At 43.1% G+C, this 19,129-nt stretch carries 15 protein-coding genes and 1 riboswitch; of the genes, 5 read left to right on the top strand and 10 right to left on the bottom strand.

The annotated features are described in order from the left end of the window. Position 1: 1 nt before the first annotated feature. The 5 genes from cobA to ACKWCA_RS20655 form a co-directional block, all read right to left on the bottom strand. Positions 2 to 769, bottom strand: coding sequence for a uroporphyrinogen-III C-methyltransferase (gene cobA / locus ACKWCA_RS20675; RefSeq protein WP_413980148.1), 768 nt, complete (start codon positions 767 to 769; stop codon positions 2 to 4). Continuing rightward, a complete protein-coding gene (locus ACKWCA_RS20670; protein ID WP_413980147.1) occupies positions 762 to 2,852 on the bottom strand; it encodes a HEPN domain-containing protein in 2,091 nt (696 codons plus the stop codon). Before ACKWCA_RS20670 ends, cobA begins: the two co-directional genes overlap by 8 nt. Before the next feature lie 3 nt (positions 2,853 to 2,855). Then, entirely contained in the window at positions 2,856 to 3,479 is a 624-nt protein-coding gene (locus ACKWCA_RS20665; RefSeq protein WP_413980146.1) for a phosphoadenosine phosphosulfate reductase domain-containing protein, read from the bottom strand. A gap of 176 nt (positions 3,480 to 3,655) precedes the next feature. Continuing rightward, positions 3,656 to 4,069 (bottom strand): RrF2 family transcriptional regulator, encoded by a 414-nt coding sequence (locus tag ACKWCA_RS20660; protein WP_413980145.1) that lies wholly within the window; start codon positions 4,067 to 4,069, stop codon positions 3,656 to 3,658. 57 nt (positions 4,070 to 4,126) lie between these two features. Beyond that, positions 4,127 to 4,708, bottom strand: a complete 582-nt coding sequence (locus ACKWCA_RS20655) for a TetR/AcrR family transcriptional regulator (protein WP_413980144.1) — start codon at positions 4,706 to 4,708, stop codon at positions 4,127 to 4,129. 92 nt (positions 4,709 to 4,800) lie between these two features. On the opposite strand from ACKWCA_RS20655, the gene ACKWCA_RS20650 reads away from it, so the two are divergent. The 4 genes from ACKWCA_RS20650 to ACKWCA_RS20635 all read left to right on the top strand — a co-directional run bounded on the left by ACKWCA_RS20650 (position 4,801) and on the right by ACKWCA_RS20635 (position 8,736). Beyond that, a complete protein-coding gene (locus tag ACKWCA_RS20650) occupies positions 4,801 to 5,802 on the top strand; it encodes an aromatic ring-hydroxylating dioxygenase subunit alpha (protein ID WP_413980143.1) in 1,002 nt (333 codons plus the stop codon). Positions 5,803 to 5,859: 57 nt separating this feature from the next. Continuing rightward, a complete protein-coding gene (locus tag ACKWCA_RS20645; RefSeq protein ID WP_413980142.1) occupies positions 5,860 to 7,197 on the top strand; it encodes a metal-dependent hydrolase family protein in 1,338 nt (445 codons plus the stop codon). Positions 7,198 to 7,326: 129 nt separating this feature from the next. After that, a complete protein-coding gene (locus tag ACKWCA_RS20640; protein ID WP_413980141.1) occupies positions 7,327 to 8,253 on the top strand; it encodes a sugar phosphate isomerase/epimerase family protein in 927 nt (308 codons plus the stop codon). A gap of 12 nt (positions 8,254 to 8,265) precedes the next feature. Then, positions 8,266 to 8,736 carry a YybH family protein gene (locus ACKWCA_RS20635; RefSeq protein WP_413980140.1) on the top strand — a complete coding sequence of 157 codons (471 nt, stop codon included), beginning with the start codon at positions 8,266 to 8,268 and terminating at the stop codon, positions 8,734 to 8,736. Between the two features lie 4 nt (positions 8,737 to 8,740). On the opposite strand, the gene ACKWCA_RS20630 is transcribed toward ACKWCA_RS20635, so the two are convergent. The 3 genes from ACKWCA_RS20630 to ACKWCA_RS20620 all read right to left on the bottom strand — a co-directional run bounded on the left by ACKWCA_RS20630 (position 8,741) and on the right by ACKWCA_RS20620 (position 14,840). Next, entirely contained in the window at positions 8,741 to 9,907 is a 1,167-nt protein-coding gene (locus ACKWCA_RS20630; RefSeq protein WP_413980139.1) for a trans-sulfuration enzyme family protein, read from the bottom strand. A gap of 139 nt (positions 9,908 to 10,046) precedes the next feature. Next, a complete protein-coding gene (gene thrA, locus ACKWCA_RS20625) occupies positions 10,047 to 13,433 on the bottom strand; it encodes a bifunctional aspartate kinase/homoserine dehydrogenase I (protein WP_413980138.1) in 3,387 nt (1,128 codons plus the stop codon). 114 nt (positions 13,434 to 13,547) lie between these two features. Beyond that, entirely contained in the window at positions 13,548 to 14,840 is a 1,293-nt protein-coding gene (locus tag ACKWCA_RS20620; protein WP_413980137.1) for an O-acetylhomoserine aminocarboxypropyltransferase/cysteine synthase family protein, read from the bottom strand. A gap of 175 nt (positions 14,841 to 15,015) precedes the next feature. Then, positions 15,016 to 15,139: riboswitch (SAM riboswitch) on the bottom strand. A 247-nt stretch (positions 15,140 to 15,386) separates the two neighbouring features. Between ACKWCA_RS20620 and ACKWCA_RS20615 the strand changes: the two genes are divergently transcribed. After that, positions 15,387 to 15,764, top strand: a complete 378-nt coding sequence (locus ACKWCA_RS20615; RefSeq protein ID WP_413980136.1) for a DUF2200 domain-containing protein — start codon at positions 15,387 to 15,389, stop codon at positions 15,762 to 15,764. Positions 15,765 to 15,820: 56 nt separating this feature from the next. On the opposite strand, the gene ACKWCA_RS20610 is transcribed toward ACKWCA_RS20615, so the two are convergent. Next, positions 15,821 to 17,752 (bottom strand): CocE/NonD family hydrolase, encoded by a 1,932-nt coding sequence (locus ACKWCA_RS20610; protein WP_413980135.1) that lies wholly within the window; start codon positions 17,750 to 17,752, stop codon positions 15,821 to 15,823. A 100-nt stretch (positions 17,753 to 17,852) separates the two neighbouring features. Beyond that, the gene (gene metK / locus ACKWCA_RS20605) at positions 17,853 to 19,109 is read right to left on the bottom strand and encodes a methionine adenosyltransferase (RefSeq protein ID WP_413980134.1); all 1,257 of its coding nucleotides are present in this window, start codon (positions 19,107 to 19,109) and stop codon (positions 17,853 to 17,855) included. Between the last annotated feature and the right edge of the window lie 20 nt (positions 19,110 to 19,129).

Genomic DNA, 19,129 nt, shown 5'->3' with positions numbered 1-19,129 from the left:
TTCAGTGTACTAATTCGGTTTGACCATATTGCCGTTGTATTTCGAAAATCCGTTCGCGATGGCGCACTACTTCCCCGATAATAATAATTGCGGGATTGGCGAGCCCTTGGCGATCCACTTCCTGCTCAATGGAGTCAATCGTACCCACTCCTACTTTCTCATTTTCCCTTGTCCCATTCTGTATGATAGCTATCGGCGTATGAGACTTGCCTTCTTTCACGAAGAGGTCTACGATCTGGGAAAGTTTCGACATACCCATCAATATCACGACCGTGGCCGTTGACTTGGCCGCTAGGCGAATGTCGTTCGATAATCTGTGTTCCTTTGTGGTTCCGGTGATGACCCAAAGGCTTTCTGAAGCGCCCCTTTTGGTGACAGGTATATTTTGGGACCCGGGAACGGATAAACACGATGAGATGCCCGGTACCATGGCGACTTCAATTCCGTGAGCAACTGCATATTCCATCTCCTCGGCTCCCCGTCCAAATACAAAAGGGTCGCCTCCTTTAAGGCGCACAACATGACCATGACTTTTGGCACGACTCACAATGAGTTCATTGATTTGCCCTTGCTGATAGGCATAACATCCTTTTCGTTTTCCAACAAATATATGTTCGGCGTCAGGAGCGAAACACAGCAATTCAGGATCGACAAGTGCATCATATAAAACTACCTCTGCAGCCCGCAGGGCATAAATGGCCTTTACGGTAATCAGTTCAACATCTCCAGGGCCAGCGCCCACCACCGTTAATTTGGGTTCTTTATACATATGCCAGTTCTTTTTCCCGAAAAGTCTCTACTTTTTGTAAAAAGACGCTAGTCTCTTGCAAGTAAGCTGTTGCAAATTCTTTAGTGGGCTCGTTTTTATTCAATTGTAGCACCAGCGCTTCAAATCCTCCTGAAACGATTATCCGTCCTGATTCAACAAACTTCGTGTCAAAATCCTTGATGATGCTGGCATGGGTATTCACCTTCGTCTTTTCAGCTGTCAGTAGGGCTTTGGCCGAATTCACCATGGAGGAATAGGAATGGTAGATACTAGCTGCCCATTTACCTTCATCTAGACTCTCTTTCGCTTTTTCTATTTTTTCCTTGCTTTCAAGAAGTAAGGTAGCGATTAGGTCGATCACCACCCCGGCACATTCGCCAATACCGATAGCCTTTTCATAGCGCTTTTCCGTTCCCCAATCAATAAAATCAAGTGGTGTCAAGGTGTCGATATCGGTCAGCGGTTTGAGAAAATCATAGAAATAGTGCTCGCCTTTTTCCAAGTAATAATCCGCATACGTACGTCCATTTCCATTAGCATCAAAATCATTTAAGATCAAGCGTAATGCTTCTGGTCCTCTTTTGCTTGGCACTTTGACCACTTTATCTGCAAAACGACCTTGCCCATCTCCAATATTCCCACCACCTAATAATACCTGCAGGGCGGGTGCCACCAATTTATCCTTAGTGCGTATGCTCATACCTTGAAAACCAATGTTCGCCATATTGTGCTGACCACAGGCATTCATGCATCCACTTATCTTAATGACCACATCCGAATTACTGATGTATTGTGGATATTCGGCTTTGATAATCCGCTCCAACTCTTCTGCGATTCCGGTACTACTGGCAATCCCCAAATTACAGGTGTCGGTACCCGGACAAGCGGTGATATCCAATGCTTTATTATAGCCCGCCTCTACAAACCCAAGTTTTTTTAGCTCCGTATAGAAAAAAGGAACCTGCTCTTCTCGGACAAAAGGAATCAATATGTTCTGACGTAAGGACAATCGAATTTCCCCGGCAGCATAGTTCTGAACTAAATCGGCCAATATCCTGGCCTTATCCGTATAAAAATCGCCTAACAATACTTTAATCCCAATAGCGACATAACCTGGCTGTTTTTGTGGGACCAGATTGGTCGATTTCCATGTTTCGTAACTTTCTTTGTCTTCAATTTCGACCGGAGGCACAGTTGCGGTCGCCACTTTTATCTCCGGGTAACTTGAGGCATCAATAGGAAATACTTTATAAGGCACGGCTTTTTGCTCTTCTTCCAAAAGCGATTTGAATCCTTCTAGACCTACATCCTTCAACAAGAATTTCATTCGCGCCTTCGCCCTACTCTTTCGTTCGCCATAGCGATCGAATACGCGGATGACACCGTCCATTAAGGGTATGATTTTCTCCGATGGGAGAAACTCGAAAAGCACATCGGCATGTCGCGGCTGTGAACCTAAACCACCCCCTAACATGACTTTGAATCCCCTAATACCATTCTTTATCTTGGCAATGAAGCCTAAATCGTGCATATATGACAATCCGGTATCCGCGTCGCTTGCCGAAAAGGAAACCTTGAATTTTCTACCCATTTCCTGACTTATCGGATTACGAAGAAAATAAGTGAATAACGCATGCGCATATGGTGATACATCGAAGGGTTCGTCAACGTCAATCCCTGCCGTTTCACTTGCCGTTACATTTCGCACGGTGTTCCCACAAGCCTCTCGCAATGTGACTTCATCTTTTTCAAGCTCCGACCACAGCTCAGGGGTTCTATTCAGGTCTACATAGTGAATCTGAAGATCTTGTCGCGTGGTAATGTGCAAGCGACCAGTGGAGTATTCATCTGACACATCGGCGATTCGATGTAACTGCTTGGAGGTAACTTTACCATAGGGCAGTTTGATTCGAATCATTTGTACCCCCTGCTGTCGCTGGCCATACACTCCTCTGGCTAACCGAAGACTTCTAAACTTCTCTTCATCAAGCTTGCCATTATGAAACTCATTTATTTTGCGTTCCAATTCGAGAATGTCTTTCTCGATTACAGGATTTTCTATTTCTGTTCTAAAACTCTGCATTTCTTATTGTAGGTGTATGCCACATTCCCTATTTTCGAGTGCCTTAATAGGGTCGTAGTAGTTACTATTTTTCGGTAGATGATTTTGATCCAAGTAGACATCCAATTCTTCGTCGGACCAGTAATAAAAAGGACTCACCTTTAAAATTCCGTCTTTGCTATAGCTCAAAATATCCTTGGAATTTCGATACTCGGTTTTTCGCACTCTGATATTGGTAAACCAAATGTCAGGGTCATGCTCTTTCAATGCCCTTCTGAATGGTTCAAGTTTTACGATTTCAGTAAACTCCGTAAAACCTGGCTCATCTACCTTCGGAAAACCCAGTCGGTGTTCGATAAATGCCTTTGTTTGCATGGGCACATACGTATTGAGGTTGAGATGAAATCTATTCAACAGGTAATCGGCATGTGCATAGGTCTCCCGTAAATTATAGCCGGTATCACAATAAACCACATCAATATCAGGGTCTTTTTTACTAAAGGTGCTCAACAGCACCGCCGAGTATTTACCGAAACTGGTGGTGACGATTCTCTTATCGGACAATTGCAGCGCCCATTCGATAATCTCATTCGGACCTTGATGTCTGAAGAGCTTGTTATAGTAGTCTAAATCTAGGTTGATCTTCATAATTATTATTCCTATGGATTTAATAGGATATTCAAAAATAGAATTAATTCCCTAACTAAGACGTAAGCTCCCCTAATTTATTTCATTTACCCTATAGATTTAATAGATTATTAACAAAACACCATGTAAATTGAGAATAATTTAGTGGTTGTCGCATAAATTTCGACAAGACGCTATCAGAAAGATACCAGGTCGGCAAGGGTGTTGTTGCGGTAGACCTCCAAATTGGCATCACGCACCTTGAGCATCAGTTTGTTTACGGAGCAGGTATGCTCATCAGGACAATCATCACACTTTTCGTAGAAATTGAGACTTACGCAGGGGACCATTGCAATGGGCCCCTCCAAAATACGCATGACATCGGTCATTAGGATCTCACTTGGATCCTTAATCAGGTAATATCCTCCACCCTTTCCCTTTTTGGAGCCCAGAAAACCTGTTTTTCGAAGGGAGAGCAAAATACTCTCCAGAAACTTTTGGGAAATATTCTCTTCTCGCGAGATTTCCGCAATTTGCACGGGTTTGGTGTCTTTTCGGGAAGCCAAAAAAGTCAAGGCTTTGAGTCCGTATTTTGTCTTTTTGGAGAGCATGTCGCTAAGATAGTTAAAATAGGTAAAGCGTACTGGAATTACGGAAATAGCTCAACTTTATCCATTCTCCGACACGCCGTTGAAAATAAAGGTTAGGAGCTGTTTTTCAAGCTCAATCGGATTCTTTGGCGTATCGTCCTGAAGATAGCTGTTGTGTAACCAACGAAGAGAAGCCAAAATAGTCTGTGTTGCTATTTTCGGGTCAGCTGACTTAAAAAGTTGCTGTTCCATTCCGTCTTCAAGAAGCCACATTAGTTTATTTTCATACGCCTTTCTTCGCTCCAGAAACCGCTGCAATCCAGGTTCCTTCAAATTTCGCCATTCATTGACCAGAAGGGCCTGCTCATAGGGTCGCTTCGTTGTTATGCGAATATACGAGGAGATGACATGTCGTAGTTTTTCATCCGGGGCATAGGATGACTCTAGAATAAGCTCCATCGCATCATGAAATTCGTTTTGTGTATCGAAGATATACGTCTCTAACAGTGCCTGTTTTGAAGGAATGTAGTTGTAGACATTCGCCACTTCGAAATTCAGTTCTTGGGCGATATCACGCATCGTAGTTGCCTTAAAGCCCTTTCTATGAATTAGTTTCAATACGACTGCGAAGAAGCGTTCTTTCTTGGCGCTATTTTTCATTTTAACCTATATGCCCCAAAAATAGAGAAAAGTTTGAGGATTATGAACAATTATATATATTTACATGAACATTTGTTCATATATAAAAACCTATGGAACCTAAAAAAACTTCATTTCCAGAGAAATTATTCGCTTGCTGGCATCCAGTGGGTTATAGTGAAGAAATTAAGCCCGACACTCCCTTTGGCACTTTTTTGTTGGACGAACCACTGGTCATCTGGCGAACGGTCGATGGGTCGGTCCATGCCATGCGTGATATCTGTATCCATAGAGGAACCGCTTTGTCCCTAGGTTGGATAAAAGATGATTGCCTTGTTTGTCCGTATCACGCTTGGCAGTTCGATAAGCAGGGAAAATGCGTAAAGATTCCACAAGCTCCGGATGTAGCTATTCCTTCAAAGGCAAAAACCCCTGCATACCGTTGTCAAGAAAGATATGGCTTGATTTGGGTTGCCTTGGAAGATGCTGCCTATGAATTGCCAGATATTCCCGAGTTTGGAACAGACACCTGGAAATGGGTCAAAACAGGTCCGTTTGATTGGAATAGCGATAGCTCAAGACAAGTGGAGAATTTTACCGATTTTGGCCATTTCCCATGGGTTCACCCTGGTTTACTGGGAGACCCAAACCGTCCCGAAGTTCCGGAATGCAAGGTCACGGTCAAAGATGCGGTGCTTCACTACTCAGTCGTGCGGCCAGAAGCTACCAATAGTGATGATTTTCCGGTTTTTGCCAATGAGGATGTCGTACAGCCCGAGCGCCAAAGTGTTTATGAATTACATCTGCCGTACACCATTGTGCTACGCCTGGGATGGGGCGGTGAAAAAGGTATGGTCTATTTTTTCGTTTCGCAACCGACTTCCAATACCAAATGTCGCGGATTCTGCCTGATCGGCCGCAACTATAATCTCGATGAACCCGATACAATTTTACAGGAGTTTGAGCAGGTTATCTTTGATCAGGATAAGCGTATTGTTGAATCACAGCGGCCCGAGCAGGTTCCTTTCGATTTTACCGAAGAGCTACATCTGAAATTTGATGCTGTAGCCATGAATTACAGGCGAACCATGAAAAAACAAAAATTGAGTTATTGATTGAAAAGCTTACCTTTCTCACTTAAACTTTTCAACTACCACCACAACACCAGCCCTATGAGAACCAAATTCCTGACACTCTTTTTTTCCTTTATAGGTCTTGCAATCTATTCACAGCATACAACACTGCTAAAGAATGTCAATGTTTGGGACGGAACAAGCAATGTGCTCAATACCAATGTCAGTGTACTCATCAAGGGCAACCTTATTCAACACATTTCAAAAACCATTTCCGAACCTGATGATGCCATCGTCATCGATGGAAAGGGGCACACCCTAATTCCAGGCTTGTCGGATGCCCATGTTCATTTGTCGGCCACCATGAGCGATAAAGAATCTAGAAATGAAGCGCATTGGATGTATACTGCCGTTAGGACGGCCAAAGCGGCCGAGAATTTTTTGATGTTGGGTTTCACCACAGTTCGTGATTTGGGAGGTCCGGTTTTTGGCATCAAAAGAGCAGTAGATGAAGGCCTGATTCCCGGACCTCGTATTTACCCTTCAGGAGCCTATATTAGCCAGACATCAGGGCATGGTGATTTCCGCAGTTCCAATGAGCCCAGCGTTCAATTGTCAGGAGGACAAATGCATCCGTCAGATTTATTGGGCTGGTCTTTCGTGGTGGATGGGGTACCGGAAGTATTAAAGGCGGCAAGGGAGAACTTGAGAAAAGGAGCGACCCAACTGAAAGTTATGGCCGGTGGCGGCATTTCCTCTGATTTCGACCCCATTCACTCTGTACAATTCACCCTTGAAGAACTAGAAGCGGCAGTACAGGCAGCAGCTGATTGGGACACCTACGTTGCGGTTCACATTTATGAATCCAAAGGTGCCATTCGAGCCTTAAAGGCAGGCGTTAAATGTCTTGACCATGGGCATCTCATCGATGAAGAAACCATTAAATTGATCAAAGCGAAAGACGCATGGCTTGTACCACAAGCCTTTTGGACCGAGACCCCAGCAAGTTTCTGGGTTCCTGGAAAAGACACGATACCAGAACCCTTGCTCAAAAAAATAAAGCCTGTACTAGAAGGAACGGACCATGTTTTTAAGCTAGCGAAAAAATATGACATCAATGTAGGGTTTGGTTCTGACGCCTATGGAGATCTAGGTTACGAATCGTACGCCCTAAAAGAATTTACAACCCGTACCAAATGGTATTCGCCTTTGGAGGTTCTGAAACAAGCTACCTCCGGCAATGCACGTCTATTCTCGCTCTCAGGAAAAATCAATCCGTATACGGAAGGAAGACTAGGTGTCATAAGAGCTGGTGCCTATGCCGACCTTCTTATTTATGAAGGTAATCCATTGGAGAATATTGACATCGTCGCCGATCCTGAAAAGTATCTGAAATTTATTATGAAAGATGGGAAGATTTTCAAAAACAAGTTATAAGGTAATTTTTATACTATAACTGCTGATAAGGATAGTTGTGAAGCCATAAAACATAAGTAACTTACTTGCCATATAATAGTTGGATACTTGTATTCTACAAACCAAAAACGTCATCTGAAATTAAACAATATGAAGAAAATGATATTTCGATTCGCTACACTTGCCTTTTTGTTTTTAGGCTTTGTAGCATGTAAAGAAAAGGCCGACAAGAAGAGTACTTCAAGCGAAGCCGGCGCCGCCCAACCTATGGAATCAACTGAAAAAGCCCAGGTGGGCGGATTGGCCCTCTATACTGTTCGCGACGCTATGACCGAAGATGCGAAAGCGACCTTGAAAACCGTGGCCGAAACCGGTTATCAAAATATTGAAGCTGCCGGATATGCCGATGGAATGTACTATGGCATGTCGCCCGAGGATTTTCAGGCTTATTTGAAAGAACTCCATTTGCGTCCTATAAGCACACACCAAAGCAGTGTCACCCTGGACAATGCAGAACAGGAGATGGCTGACGCCAAAGCCGCAGGATTTCAATATTTTGTCGTTCCGATCCCACCCATGGGATTATTCAATTATGACAATGAGACCAACACCATGAGCATGACCGGTGGAGCAAAGAATTTAGCGGAAATCATTGATGCGCTAGGAGAAAAAGCACATGCCGCTGGACTTCAATTATTGTACCACAACCATGACTTTGAATTTATGGAGGATGCTGACGGCATCGTGCCGATCGATTATTTGCTGGACCACTGCAATCCGGATTTGGTCAACTTTCAAATGGACCTCTTTTGGGTCACCAAGGCTGGCGCGGATCCGGTGGCCTACTTTGAAAAATATCCCGGACGCTTTAAAATCTGGCATGTCAAGGATATGGATGACGAAGGGAAGTTCGCCCCGGTGGGCAAGGGCACAATCGATTTTGCCAAAATATTAGCAGAAAAGGAAAAATCAGGTATGGAGTACTACATGGTAGAGCAAGACATGACGTTCACCATGAAACCCCTCGAAGCCATTAAGGTTAGCCATGAAGGGATTAAGAATTTAGGCTTTAACTAAACCGTGGTGATTATGAAGACGACATCCACTCTATTCAAGAATCTCCTTACTTTTGGGTTACTGATTGTAACTATCAGTTGTTATTCCCAAGAATTCTCGGGAAACCAGAAGGATATCGATCAAATTCTCCAAAACGCGCAAGACTTCTCTAGCTATGTGGTTGGGGCCAATTATGAGATGATCGTTGAATCATACACCGAGGACGCCAAACTATTTCCTAACAATATGAAAATACTCGAGGGAAAAGAGGCCATATTGAACTACTGGAAATTGCCGGAAGGAGTCCAAACCACTTACCATAAACTCATGCCCTCGGAAGTAAAGGTCATCGGCGATGAAGCTTATGACTATGGCTATTATGAAGGAAAAACCAAACGCGCCAACGGCGAAGAAAGTAGTTGGAAAGGAAAATATGTGGTTATTTGGCGCAAGGTGGAAGGTGACTGGAAAATGTATCTTGATATTTGGAATGCCGTGAAATAATCCACTACCCTAACGCCTGGGCTATATCATCTATGATATCATCAATATGTTCTAAACCAACAGAAACCCTAACCATACCATCTGTAATACCCGTTTCTGCCCGTTCTTCAGATGTTAGTTTGCTATGGGTTGTCGAGGCTGGGTGCGTAACAATGCTTCTTGAATCACCCAAGTTGGCGGATAGCGACAATAATTTGATCGAATCAAAGAATCGCTGACCTGCTGTCAACCCTCCTTTTACTTCGAATGCGACCACGCAACCACCTGCTTTCATTTGCTTTTTGGCAATCCCATACTTGGGATGCGATTTTAAAAATGGGTATTTCACCCAATTCACTTGGTCATGATCTTCTAAAAAAGTGGCTAGTTTCAGTGCATTTTCACAATGACGGTCCACACGCACCGCCAAAGTCTCTAAACTTTTTGACAAGACCCATGCGTTAAAAGGAGAAAGTGCTGGACCCGTAATTCTTGAAAAGCGATATATCTTATCAACCAATGCCGATTGCCCGACCGTGACACCGGCCAAAACCCTACCTTGACCATCCATTAACTTCGTGCCCGAATGAATGACTAAATCAGCACCGAATTTAATGGGTTGTTGCAAGTATGGTGACGCAAAACAATTGTCAATGACCAAAATAAGATTGTGTTTTTTGGCAATGTTTCCAAGCATTTCCAAATCCAAGACATCCACTCCAGGATTGGTCGGTGTCTCGGCATAAATCAATTTGGTTTTCGGAGTGATCAGTTCCTCAAGGCCATCCAACTCATCAATCTTAAAGTACGTGTGTAAGATATTCCACTTTGGAAAAAAAGAACTGAATAACGAATGCGTTGAACCAAAAATACTTCGCGCCGATAAAATATGGTCACCACCTTCCAATAAAGCAGCCAAAGTCGAGAATACAGCGGCCATTCCTGAAGCAAAGGCGAAACCGGCCTCTGCACCTTCCATTTGACAGACCTTATCCACAAATTCGGACGAATTCGGATTCGAATATCTAGAATAGATATTACGCTCTTTCTCTTCTGCAAATGAAGCACGCATATCTTCGGCATCCTCAAACACAAAACTTGAAGTCATGTAAAGGGGCACCGAATGCTCGAGATGCTGCGAACGTTTCAGTTGGTTTCGTATAGCGTTGGTTTCGAACTTATTTTTACTCATGTATTCAACTTTATTTGGTTTTGGCTTTGCTTCACCTTGTATTGGCTTTGGCTACGCTTGACCTGGTTTTGGCTTCGGCTACGCTCAGTCAACAGTTTGAAATACCATCTTACAATTCGGTGACTGAGCGGAGCCGAAGTCATCCTTTTTCGGCAATTCTTAAAATATCTCCAAAAACGCCTCTGGCAGTTACTGCCGCTCCCGCCCCAGCTCCTTGAATGACCAAGGGATTCTGCCCATATGATTCCGTATAAATCTCTATAATGGAATCCGAACCCTTGACCTGACCTAACGCGCTCTCCTTAGGCACTGAAACCAGTTCAACATCCAGCACCCCTTTTTCTTTTTGGAGGTTCCCATGCAAGTCCCCCACATAACGCAGTACATGATTCGGTTTTTGATTCTTCTTGATTTCATTGAACTTGTCATCCAACATATTCAAATGCTCTAGAAAGTAGGCCACTTCTCCTTGTTGTAACTGCTCTGGAATCAGGTTTTGAATCTGAATGTCCGTAAACTCGTTGCTCAGCTCCAACTCACGGGCCAAAATCAATAGTTTCCTTCCCACGTCGTTGCCGGATAAATCCTCTCTAGGGTCCGGCTCGGTAAAGCCTTTATGCATCGCATCTTTTAATATCTGGGAAAAGGGTGCGTTGACTTCCGAAAACGTATTGAAAATATAGCTTAATGAACCCGAAAAAACACCTTTGATCCTCGTGATATTCTCACCTGACAGGTGCAACAATTTAATGGTGTCGATCAGCGGTAGGCCAGCGCCCACATTGGTTTCATACAAATACTGCTTTTGATTCTTCGTCAGTTCTTCACGAAGTAACTGATAGTAATCAAAACCCAAAGTGTTTGCTATTTTGTTCGAGGAAACCAGATCAAAACCATTCTCCACAAAGTCGAAGTAATGTGCCACAAAATCCTGATTCGCCGTATTGTCCACTGCAATCAGGTTTTCTAAATGGTTTTCTTTTGCAAAATTAAAGATATCCCTCATCTTGTATTCGGCTCCTCTTGACTCGATTGCCGATTTCCATGATTTAGGAATTCCTTTTTTACTCAAAAGCAGTTTTCTTGAATTGGCCACGGCAAACACATTCAAATCGATTCCTTTTCGCTTGGATATACTTTCTGATGATTTTAAGATCTGGTCGATAAGGGTCCCCCCAACATTACCATGGCCAAATATCGCAAGGTTCACCTTTTTGATAATACCGAAAATCTGACCGTGCATGACGTTTAAGGCTTTGTGAAGGTCTGCTTTTTTCAAGACTAGACTTACATTTTTTCCCGATATCGTATTATTAAAAAGCAATGGAACGATTTGATTTTTAATCAGGGCATTATAGGGTTTATGAAAAGTGCTCAGGTCTTGCCCTACTATGGATACCACTGATACGTCATTGATTACCGTAATCATATTGATATCCTTGGATTTGAAATCCCTTGAAAACTCTTTTTCCAAAGCCTGTTTGGCCCTTATGGCATTAGGTTCGTTCACCACTAACCCGATTCCGCGTTCAGAGGAACCCTGGGATATAATACTGACATTGATGTTCTTTTCCTCCAGGGCTCTAAAGATACGGGCGTCGATCCCCACTTTTCCCAAAAGTCCCCTACCCTCAAGATTGACCAAGGCCACATCTTCGATGATGGAAAGGGATTTAATACCATCTTTGCTTGATTTTGCACTGATCAAGGTACCCTCATTGTCATTGTTGAAAGTATTGAGAATTCGCAACGGGATGTTCTTCTCGATCAACGGGATAATCGTCTTTGCATGCAAAATGGTAGCACCGAAATTCGCCAGTTCGTTCGCCTCTTCATATGACAAGTTCGATAGCCTCTTGGCTTCTGGCACAAAATCGGGGTTGGCCGTGTAAATTCCATCAACATGGGTATAATTCTGCAGCTCTTCGGCATCTAGAAAATTCGCGAGCAAGGCCGCGGAATAGTTACTGCCATTTCTGCCCAAGGTCGTTGTTTCGCCTTCCAAGGTAGCGGCAATAAAGCCGGTAAATACTGGAACTATGTCGGACGTCAATGATGAAAACGTTTGCAACACATTTTCTTTCGAAACATTTTCCAATAACTTGGCATCCCCGAACGTATCATCTGTTTTGAACAGTTCCCTGGCGTCTATGAACTTGGCATTTATGTTTTCCCCGATCAACAGTTTAGTTAACAACTTACCGGAAATCAATTCCCCATAGGCCAACACCTCATCCTTGATTTTTGCGCTATAATCGCCTAATAGGGAAACCCCTTCGAAGAGCTTTGCCAAACTTTTGAATTCCTGAGAGAGATTGACGTTGCCGAAGGTGTGTTGCTGGTACTTTTCGAATGCCTCAAAATCCTTGATATAATTTTTTCCTTGTGCTGCTTTATTGAGCATCGCCTCCAGCTGATCGGTAGCCTTTTCCCGAGCCGATAGTACCACAGCAATATTTTCATTTGCCGCAACCTTTGATTGTACGATTTCCAAGACCCTACCGATGCCTTCGCCATTACTTAGTGATTTTCCGCCGAATTTCAGAACCTTGACTCGCTTCGACTTCCCGTTTTGGTTGAAAATGCCCGAGAGAAGTTTTTGCAATTGCTCAAATTCGATCAAGAAGGCGTCATGACCATGAAGTGATTGTATCTCACCATAGGTCACATTGCTATTGGCCTGGGCAATCTGCTTGAAAGTCTCCTTGTTTTCCTTGGCGGTAAAAAACAAGTCCGAATCCACTCCGACGATATGAATATTGGTATCGCTATTTTGAAGGTTTTTAAAATTTTCATCGCCATTACGAGTCACATCGATGGTCTTCAGCAGTTGGTTCATGAGCTTATAGGCGGAAAGCTGAAATCGTTCTTGTAGCTTTTTACCGTGATGCATCAACCAACTTTCCACATTGAACACCTGCAGTTCTTCATTGGTACTCCTTTTAAAGCGTTCCTTGAAAGACTCAGGTGTACGATAGCATAACATGGCATGCATTCGCGCATCATGAACGGGTTGCTTTGAATTCACCAAAAACTGTTCTTGAATCTGACAGTTGGCAATTAACCAGTCGGTAGATTTCCAATCGGAGGCGACGGGAATCAGATGCTGGATCAGTTTCGGGTTCAAAACCGCCATTTCCCAAGCGATGCCGCCACCTAAAGAACCCCCGATAACCGCAAAAAGGGAATCGATATGCAAGCCTTTCAAACCCTCTAAGAAAATATGGGCAATGTCACCCGCAACAAAATCCTTATAGTTTTCGATGGTGAATTTGTCGTATCCATTCCCTGGAATATTGAAGGATAGAATGGTATACTTTTTCGTATCGATACACTTACCCTCCCCGATCAAAGAAGCCCACCAACCTTCTTTCCCGGTGACATTCGAATTTCCGGTCAACGCGTGATTCACTAATACAATAGGCGCCTCGTGTAGCTTTTTTCCAAAAAGCTGATAGGATAACTCGATGTCTTGCGTTACACCGCTGATGGTTTTATAGTTTGCTATTTTTAGGTGGTGGAGCATATATTAAAGGTATGGTTCTGTCATATCGAGCGGAGTCGAGATACAGTCAACTAGTTATTTCGACTTCGCTCAGCCGACTCTATTTCATGACTGAGCGAAGCCGAAGTGACTTTCCTAAGCTAAAATCGACTTGTCGATCGAAGCGAAAGCATTCTCTAAATCTGATTTTAAATCTTGTATATCTTCTAACCCTACCGATAGGCGTATTAGGTCTTGACCGACACCGGCAGCCTCTTGTTGTTCTGCTGTTAGTTGTTGATGTGTTGTACTTGCCGGATGGATAATAAGTGACTTTGTATCACCGATATTCGCCAATAACGAAAATACCTTCGTGGCATCGGTTAATTTCTTGGCTGCTTCAAACCCGCCTTTAACTCCAAAAGTCACCAAGCCACTTTGCCCTTTTGGCAAATACTCTTGTGCCAGATCATAGTACTTGTTACTCTTGAGTCCCGGATAGTTCACCCATGCGACTTCTTCCCTTCCTTCTAACCAAGTGGCCAATTCCAAAGCATTGGCGCTATGCTGCTTTATCCGTACCGGCAAGGTTTCCAAACCTTGAATAATTTGGAACGCATTGAACGGACTCAATGCTCCGCCGAAATCACGCAATCCTTCCAAAATCAACTTAAATGTAAATGCAGCAGCGCCTAAAGCTTCGCTATACACCAAACCATGATACCCTGCGGAAGGTTCGGTAAACTCTGGGAATTTCCCGTTGGTCCAATCGAAGGTACCGGCGTCGACTATCGCTCCCCCAAGAGAATTGCCCTGACCACCAATATATTTGGTAAGTGAGTGGATCACTAGGTTTGCGCCGTGCTCAATAGGATTCAACAATCCCGGAGTAGCCACCGTATTATCTACGATAAAAGGCACTTTTGCTGCTTTGGCTTCTTTAGAAATCGCCTTTAAATCTAAAACATCCAACTTCGGATTCCCTAAAGACTCTACAAAAAAGGCTCTGGTGTTCTCTTGAACTGCCTCCCCGAAACTTTCAGGTTTTGAAGCATCAACAAAGGTGGTGGTAATGCCCAATCTAGGCAAAGTAACGTTCAATAAGTTAAAGGTGCCTCCATACAAACTACTGGAAGCAACGATATGGTCTCCTGCTTTCAAAAGCGTCAATAAGCCTGTGGAAATGGCCGCTGTACCAGAAGCAAAGACCACGGCTCCCACGCCTCCTTCTACTGCCGCCAATCGATCCTGTAATATTTGATTGGTAGGGTTGTTCAATCGGGTATAAATAAAACCAAGTTCGGCTAGCGAAAAGAGATTCGCGGCGTGATCGGTATCATTGAAAACATACGAAGTGGATTGATAAATAGGCACTGCTCGCGTACCCCCTGTTTGTGTTGTGTCATGACCTGCATGTAAGGCATTTGTTGCTAATCTTTGATTGCTCATAATAGTACATTTTGCGCGTCCGTTTTTTTATTGGAACACTGGTTCTTACTAGATTTCCGCCTCCGCGGGAATCACAAAAAATCATTAAAAGCCAAACCCAAGCTAGCCGACATTGCAGCAAGGTTAAATCAAAAAGTTATAAGAAAGCGAATAGATTGTATGAACAATCTGTTTTGCGTTATCTGCCCATTGATCAACGGATAGAATTTAGCACCTTCTTGATCCCGATAGCTATCGGGAGGAGTCAAGGGTTGCTAAGGCTTCAAAGGGTCTAATCCCTCCACCTTTCTTGATAACTATTCAATACGTGTTTGAACTTTGAGACCACAAATAAAAGTCAGAATTGTTTAAAAACCTAATGATTTGGAAAAATTTCACAAAAATCCCAGTCTTTTACTAGGGTAGCATACCGCCTCCGGTCTTCTTGATTTCGAGAAAGGAAACTAGTTTGTTAGCAGCTCTATTTCCTACTATTGAAATCTGTTGTAACTTGTAGTTGTCTGCATGTGTTGGCACCAATGAATTTGAAATTAAAAACCAATAGACATGAAAGTTACAGCTGAAAAAAATGAAAAAGTCGCTCATATGATATTTGCATCCATTTATCCACTTTACTTGAATAGGCTAGAGAAAAATGGTAAAACAAAAGAAGAACTAGACCATGTAATTAAATGGTTCACTGGTTTTGATCAAGAGGCTTTACAAGCACTTATTGATGAAAAAGCAACATTTAGAACATTTTTTCAAAAAGCTAAAATAAATCCAAACGCACACTTGATCAAAGGAGTCGTTTGCGGGTATCGAATTGAGGAAATAGCGGATGAATTTGAAGTCTACAAACAATGTAGACGTATGGAAAAACTTATTGACGAATTGGCAAAAGGTCGAAAAATGGACAGAATTTTGCGCGAAGAAAAAAAGTAGAAACCGCTGCCAACAGCACCTGAACTCCTTTAACAACGGCCTCACCACACCGTTACCTACTCCAACACCGAAAACTCAATACTTGAATCGGTAAACACCGTATGGGTTTGGGTTTTAAAATCTTCTTCGTCCGCCTTAAAAATATTCTCCACATAGGTCTGCGGATTCAGATCTATCAGTGGAAACCAGGTACTCTGTACTTGTATTTGAAGTTTATGTCCTTTTTTAATGGTGTGAAACACATCTTGCAATTTAATGTTCACCTCGGTTTTTGCATTCGGAACAAAAGGCTCGGGATTTGTAAAACTGTTTCTAAAACGACCTCGCATCACTTCACTGCGTACCATCAGATGGTAATTGCTCATTTTTAAATGATCTTGCATTTCTTCATTAGTTTCCGTTTCGGCAGGATGCACGTCGATGACCTTTACAATCCAATCCGCAGCATCGCCTGTCGTAGCTACTTTGAGTTTGGCTAAAATATCTCCTGCAAGGGTCAAATCCTCTTCCAAAACTTCGGTTTCAAAAACAAGCACATCAGCGCGTCGAGCGGCAAAACGCTGATCGTCAGTCATATACTTTCTGGGCGTAAATACCGACTTTACATCCTCCGAATAGGGCACCGGTTTTTTGATATTGCTCATAAATTCAATTCCCACTTCAGCTTTCCGCTCTGGGGTTAATTCTTGATTTTCCGATAAGAACATATCCTTTTTGACTACTCCTTCCGGAGGCCAAGTATCGTATTGCTTCCATTCCTTTCTTCCGGAATCAAACACATAGGCTTCTGGAAGTCCGCTGTTCTTATCGCCATTTCCCTTAAGAAAATGATCAAAGAACTTGGTTTCGATATTTTCCTGAAAAAATTCTGAAATGCCATCTCCGAAATAGTAATTCCCCACAACCGTACGTCCATCACGCTTTGACCAGCGCCCATGATCCCAAGGACCGAATACCATGGTATTATAATTTCCTTCATTGTATTTTTCAATATTCTTGTAAGTCTCCAAGGGACCGTATAGATCTTCCGCATCGAACCAACCGCCCACAACCATAGTCGCCACATGCGATTTCACGTCCTTTAAATGTTGAATAAGCCCTCGACTTTGCCAAAGTTCATCGTAATTGGGGTGTTCTTTTAATTCATTCCAAAAGAAATCATCGGTCATTTCATCTGGTGCTATCGATACCACGTCTTTAATATCGTATTCAAAAAAGGAATTCAAATTTTTAAGCGGGCCTTTATCCAAAAAGAACTGGTACTGATCTTCGGTCTTTAAATCAGGTAGGCCGTACCAAGCCGTATCAATGGGCTGGTCACCATTGGGCCTTGGGGTACCAAATAAGGAAGTAGCCCTAAAATAACTCAATAAATAAGCTCCGTTATGATGGAAATCATCAAAAAAGAAATCCCCGATACTAGCTTGCGGAGAAGCGGCCTTCAATGCCGGATGGGCATCTACCGTAGCGTAAGTGGAATAGAACCCGGGGTATGAAATTCCCCAAATACCTACACGTCCGTTGTTGTTTTCCACATTATTGACCAACCATTCAATGGTGTCATAGGTATCCGAACTTTCATCCACGTCTTCATTCGATGTTTTGTTCGGAATGTAGGCCCGCATGTTCTCATAATGCCCTTCACTCAACCAACGTCCTCTAACATCTTGATACACGACAATATAGCCTTCTTGCATCATATGGATATTAGGACCTATTTTTTCTTTGAATTGCCCTTCACCATATGGTCTTGAACTGTACGGGGTGCGTTGCATAATGATGGGATACTTTTTGGAAGTATCCTTTGGGGAATAAACGGTGGTATGTAGCTTGACCCCATCACGCATTTCAATGGCAACCTCATTCTTGGTATAATTGTCGGCCACATAGGTTTTTGAGATTTCCTCTGCTTCCGGCTTGACGGTTTTGACACAAGAACCGACACACAACATAACAAGGGTTATCAATGAGAGGGCTAACTTTCGCATAGTGATGATTTAAGTTTCCCTAAAACTACTAAAGAAAAAGCAGGGATGAAAAAAGCCCGACAATCAAATTGCCGGGCTTCACATAATTTACTACTTTCTTCTAGAGTTTGAATGCCTTTTTAATAGCCTCTACCCTATCGAGTTTCTCCCAAGTGAACAGTTCCACTTCCTTTTCGACCCGGCCGTTATAGGGAGATTCAAAAATCTTAGTGGTGATTCTAGGCTCTTTACCCATATGACCATAAGCCGCGGTTTCTAGATAAATCGGATTTCTTAGTTTCAGTCTTTTCTCAATCGCGAACGGTCTCATATCAAATAGCTTTTCAACCTTCAATGCAATTTCGCCATCGGTCAAATCAACCTTAGCCGTTCCATAGGTATCCACAAAAATAGAAGTTGGCTCAACCACACCGATAGCATAACTGACTTGCACCAATATCTCATCCGCGACACCCGCAGCCACAAGGTTTTTTGCCGCATGTCTGGCCGCATAGGCCGCACTGCGATCCACCTTACTCGGGTCTTTTCCGCTAAAGGCGCCACCACCGTGTGCACCCTTGCCCCCATAGGTGTCCACAATTATTTTTCGACCTGTAAGGCCTGTATCTCCATGTGGGCCCCCGATAACAAACTTTCCGGTTGGATTGATATGGTATTTAATCTGGTCATCGAACAGATTCTGTATTTTCTTCGGCAGCTTCTTCTTGACCTTCGGAATCAAAATCTCAACGATATCCTTTTTGATCTTTGCCAACATCTTCGCATCGTTTTTGTGGAAGGCGTCATGCTGGGTGGACACCACAATAGTATCGATTCGTTGCGGTACATTATCATCGGAGTACTCGATCGTTACTTGCGACTTGGCATCCGGCCTGAGGTAATCAATTTCCTTTCCTTTACGCCGTAAATCGGCCAAAACCTGCAATATTTTATGCGAAATATCAAGGGCCAACGGCATGTAATTTGCCGTTTCATTGGTGGCATACCCAAACATCATACCCTGGTCACCGGCCCCCTGCTCTTCTTTCTTACCGCGGTCAACACCTTGATTGATCTCTTTTGATTGCTCGTGAATCAATGAAATCACACCACAGGAATCCCCACTGAATTGGTAGGCGCCCTTGGTGTATCCAATTTGATTGATGACCGTTCGTGCAATATGCTGCACATCGAGATAGGTATCACTTTTCACTTCGCCCGCCAATACTACTTGACCTGTGGTCACCAGGGTTTCACAAGCCACTTTACTCTCAGGGTCAAAAGCCAAAAAACTATCCAGTAGGGCATCACTTATTTGATCGGCAACTTTATCAGGATGCCCCTCACTAACGGATTCAGATGTAAATAAATACGACATAATAATCAAAAAATCTGCGA

It is taken from the genome of Maribacter corallii, from assembly GCF_047345415.1.
GTDB lineage: Bacteria > Bacteroidota > Bacteroidia > Flavobacteriales > Flavobacteriaceae > Maribacter_C.
The sequence above is the reverse complement of the archived record's forward strand: the minus strand, read 5'-3'. Positions and strand labels throughout refer to the sequence as shown.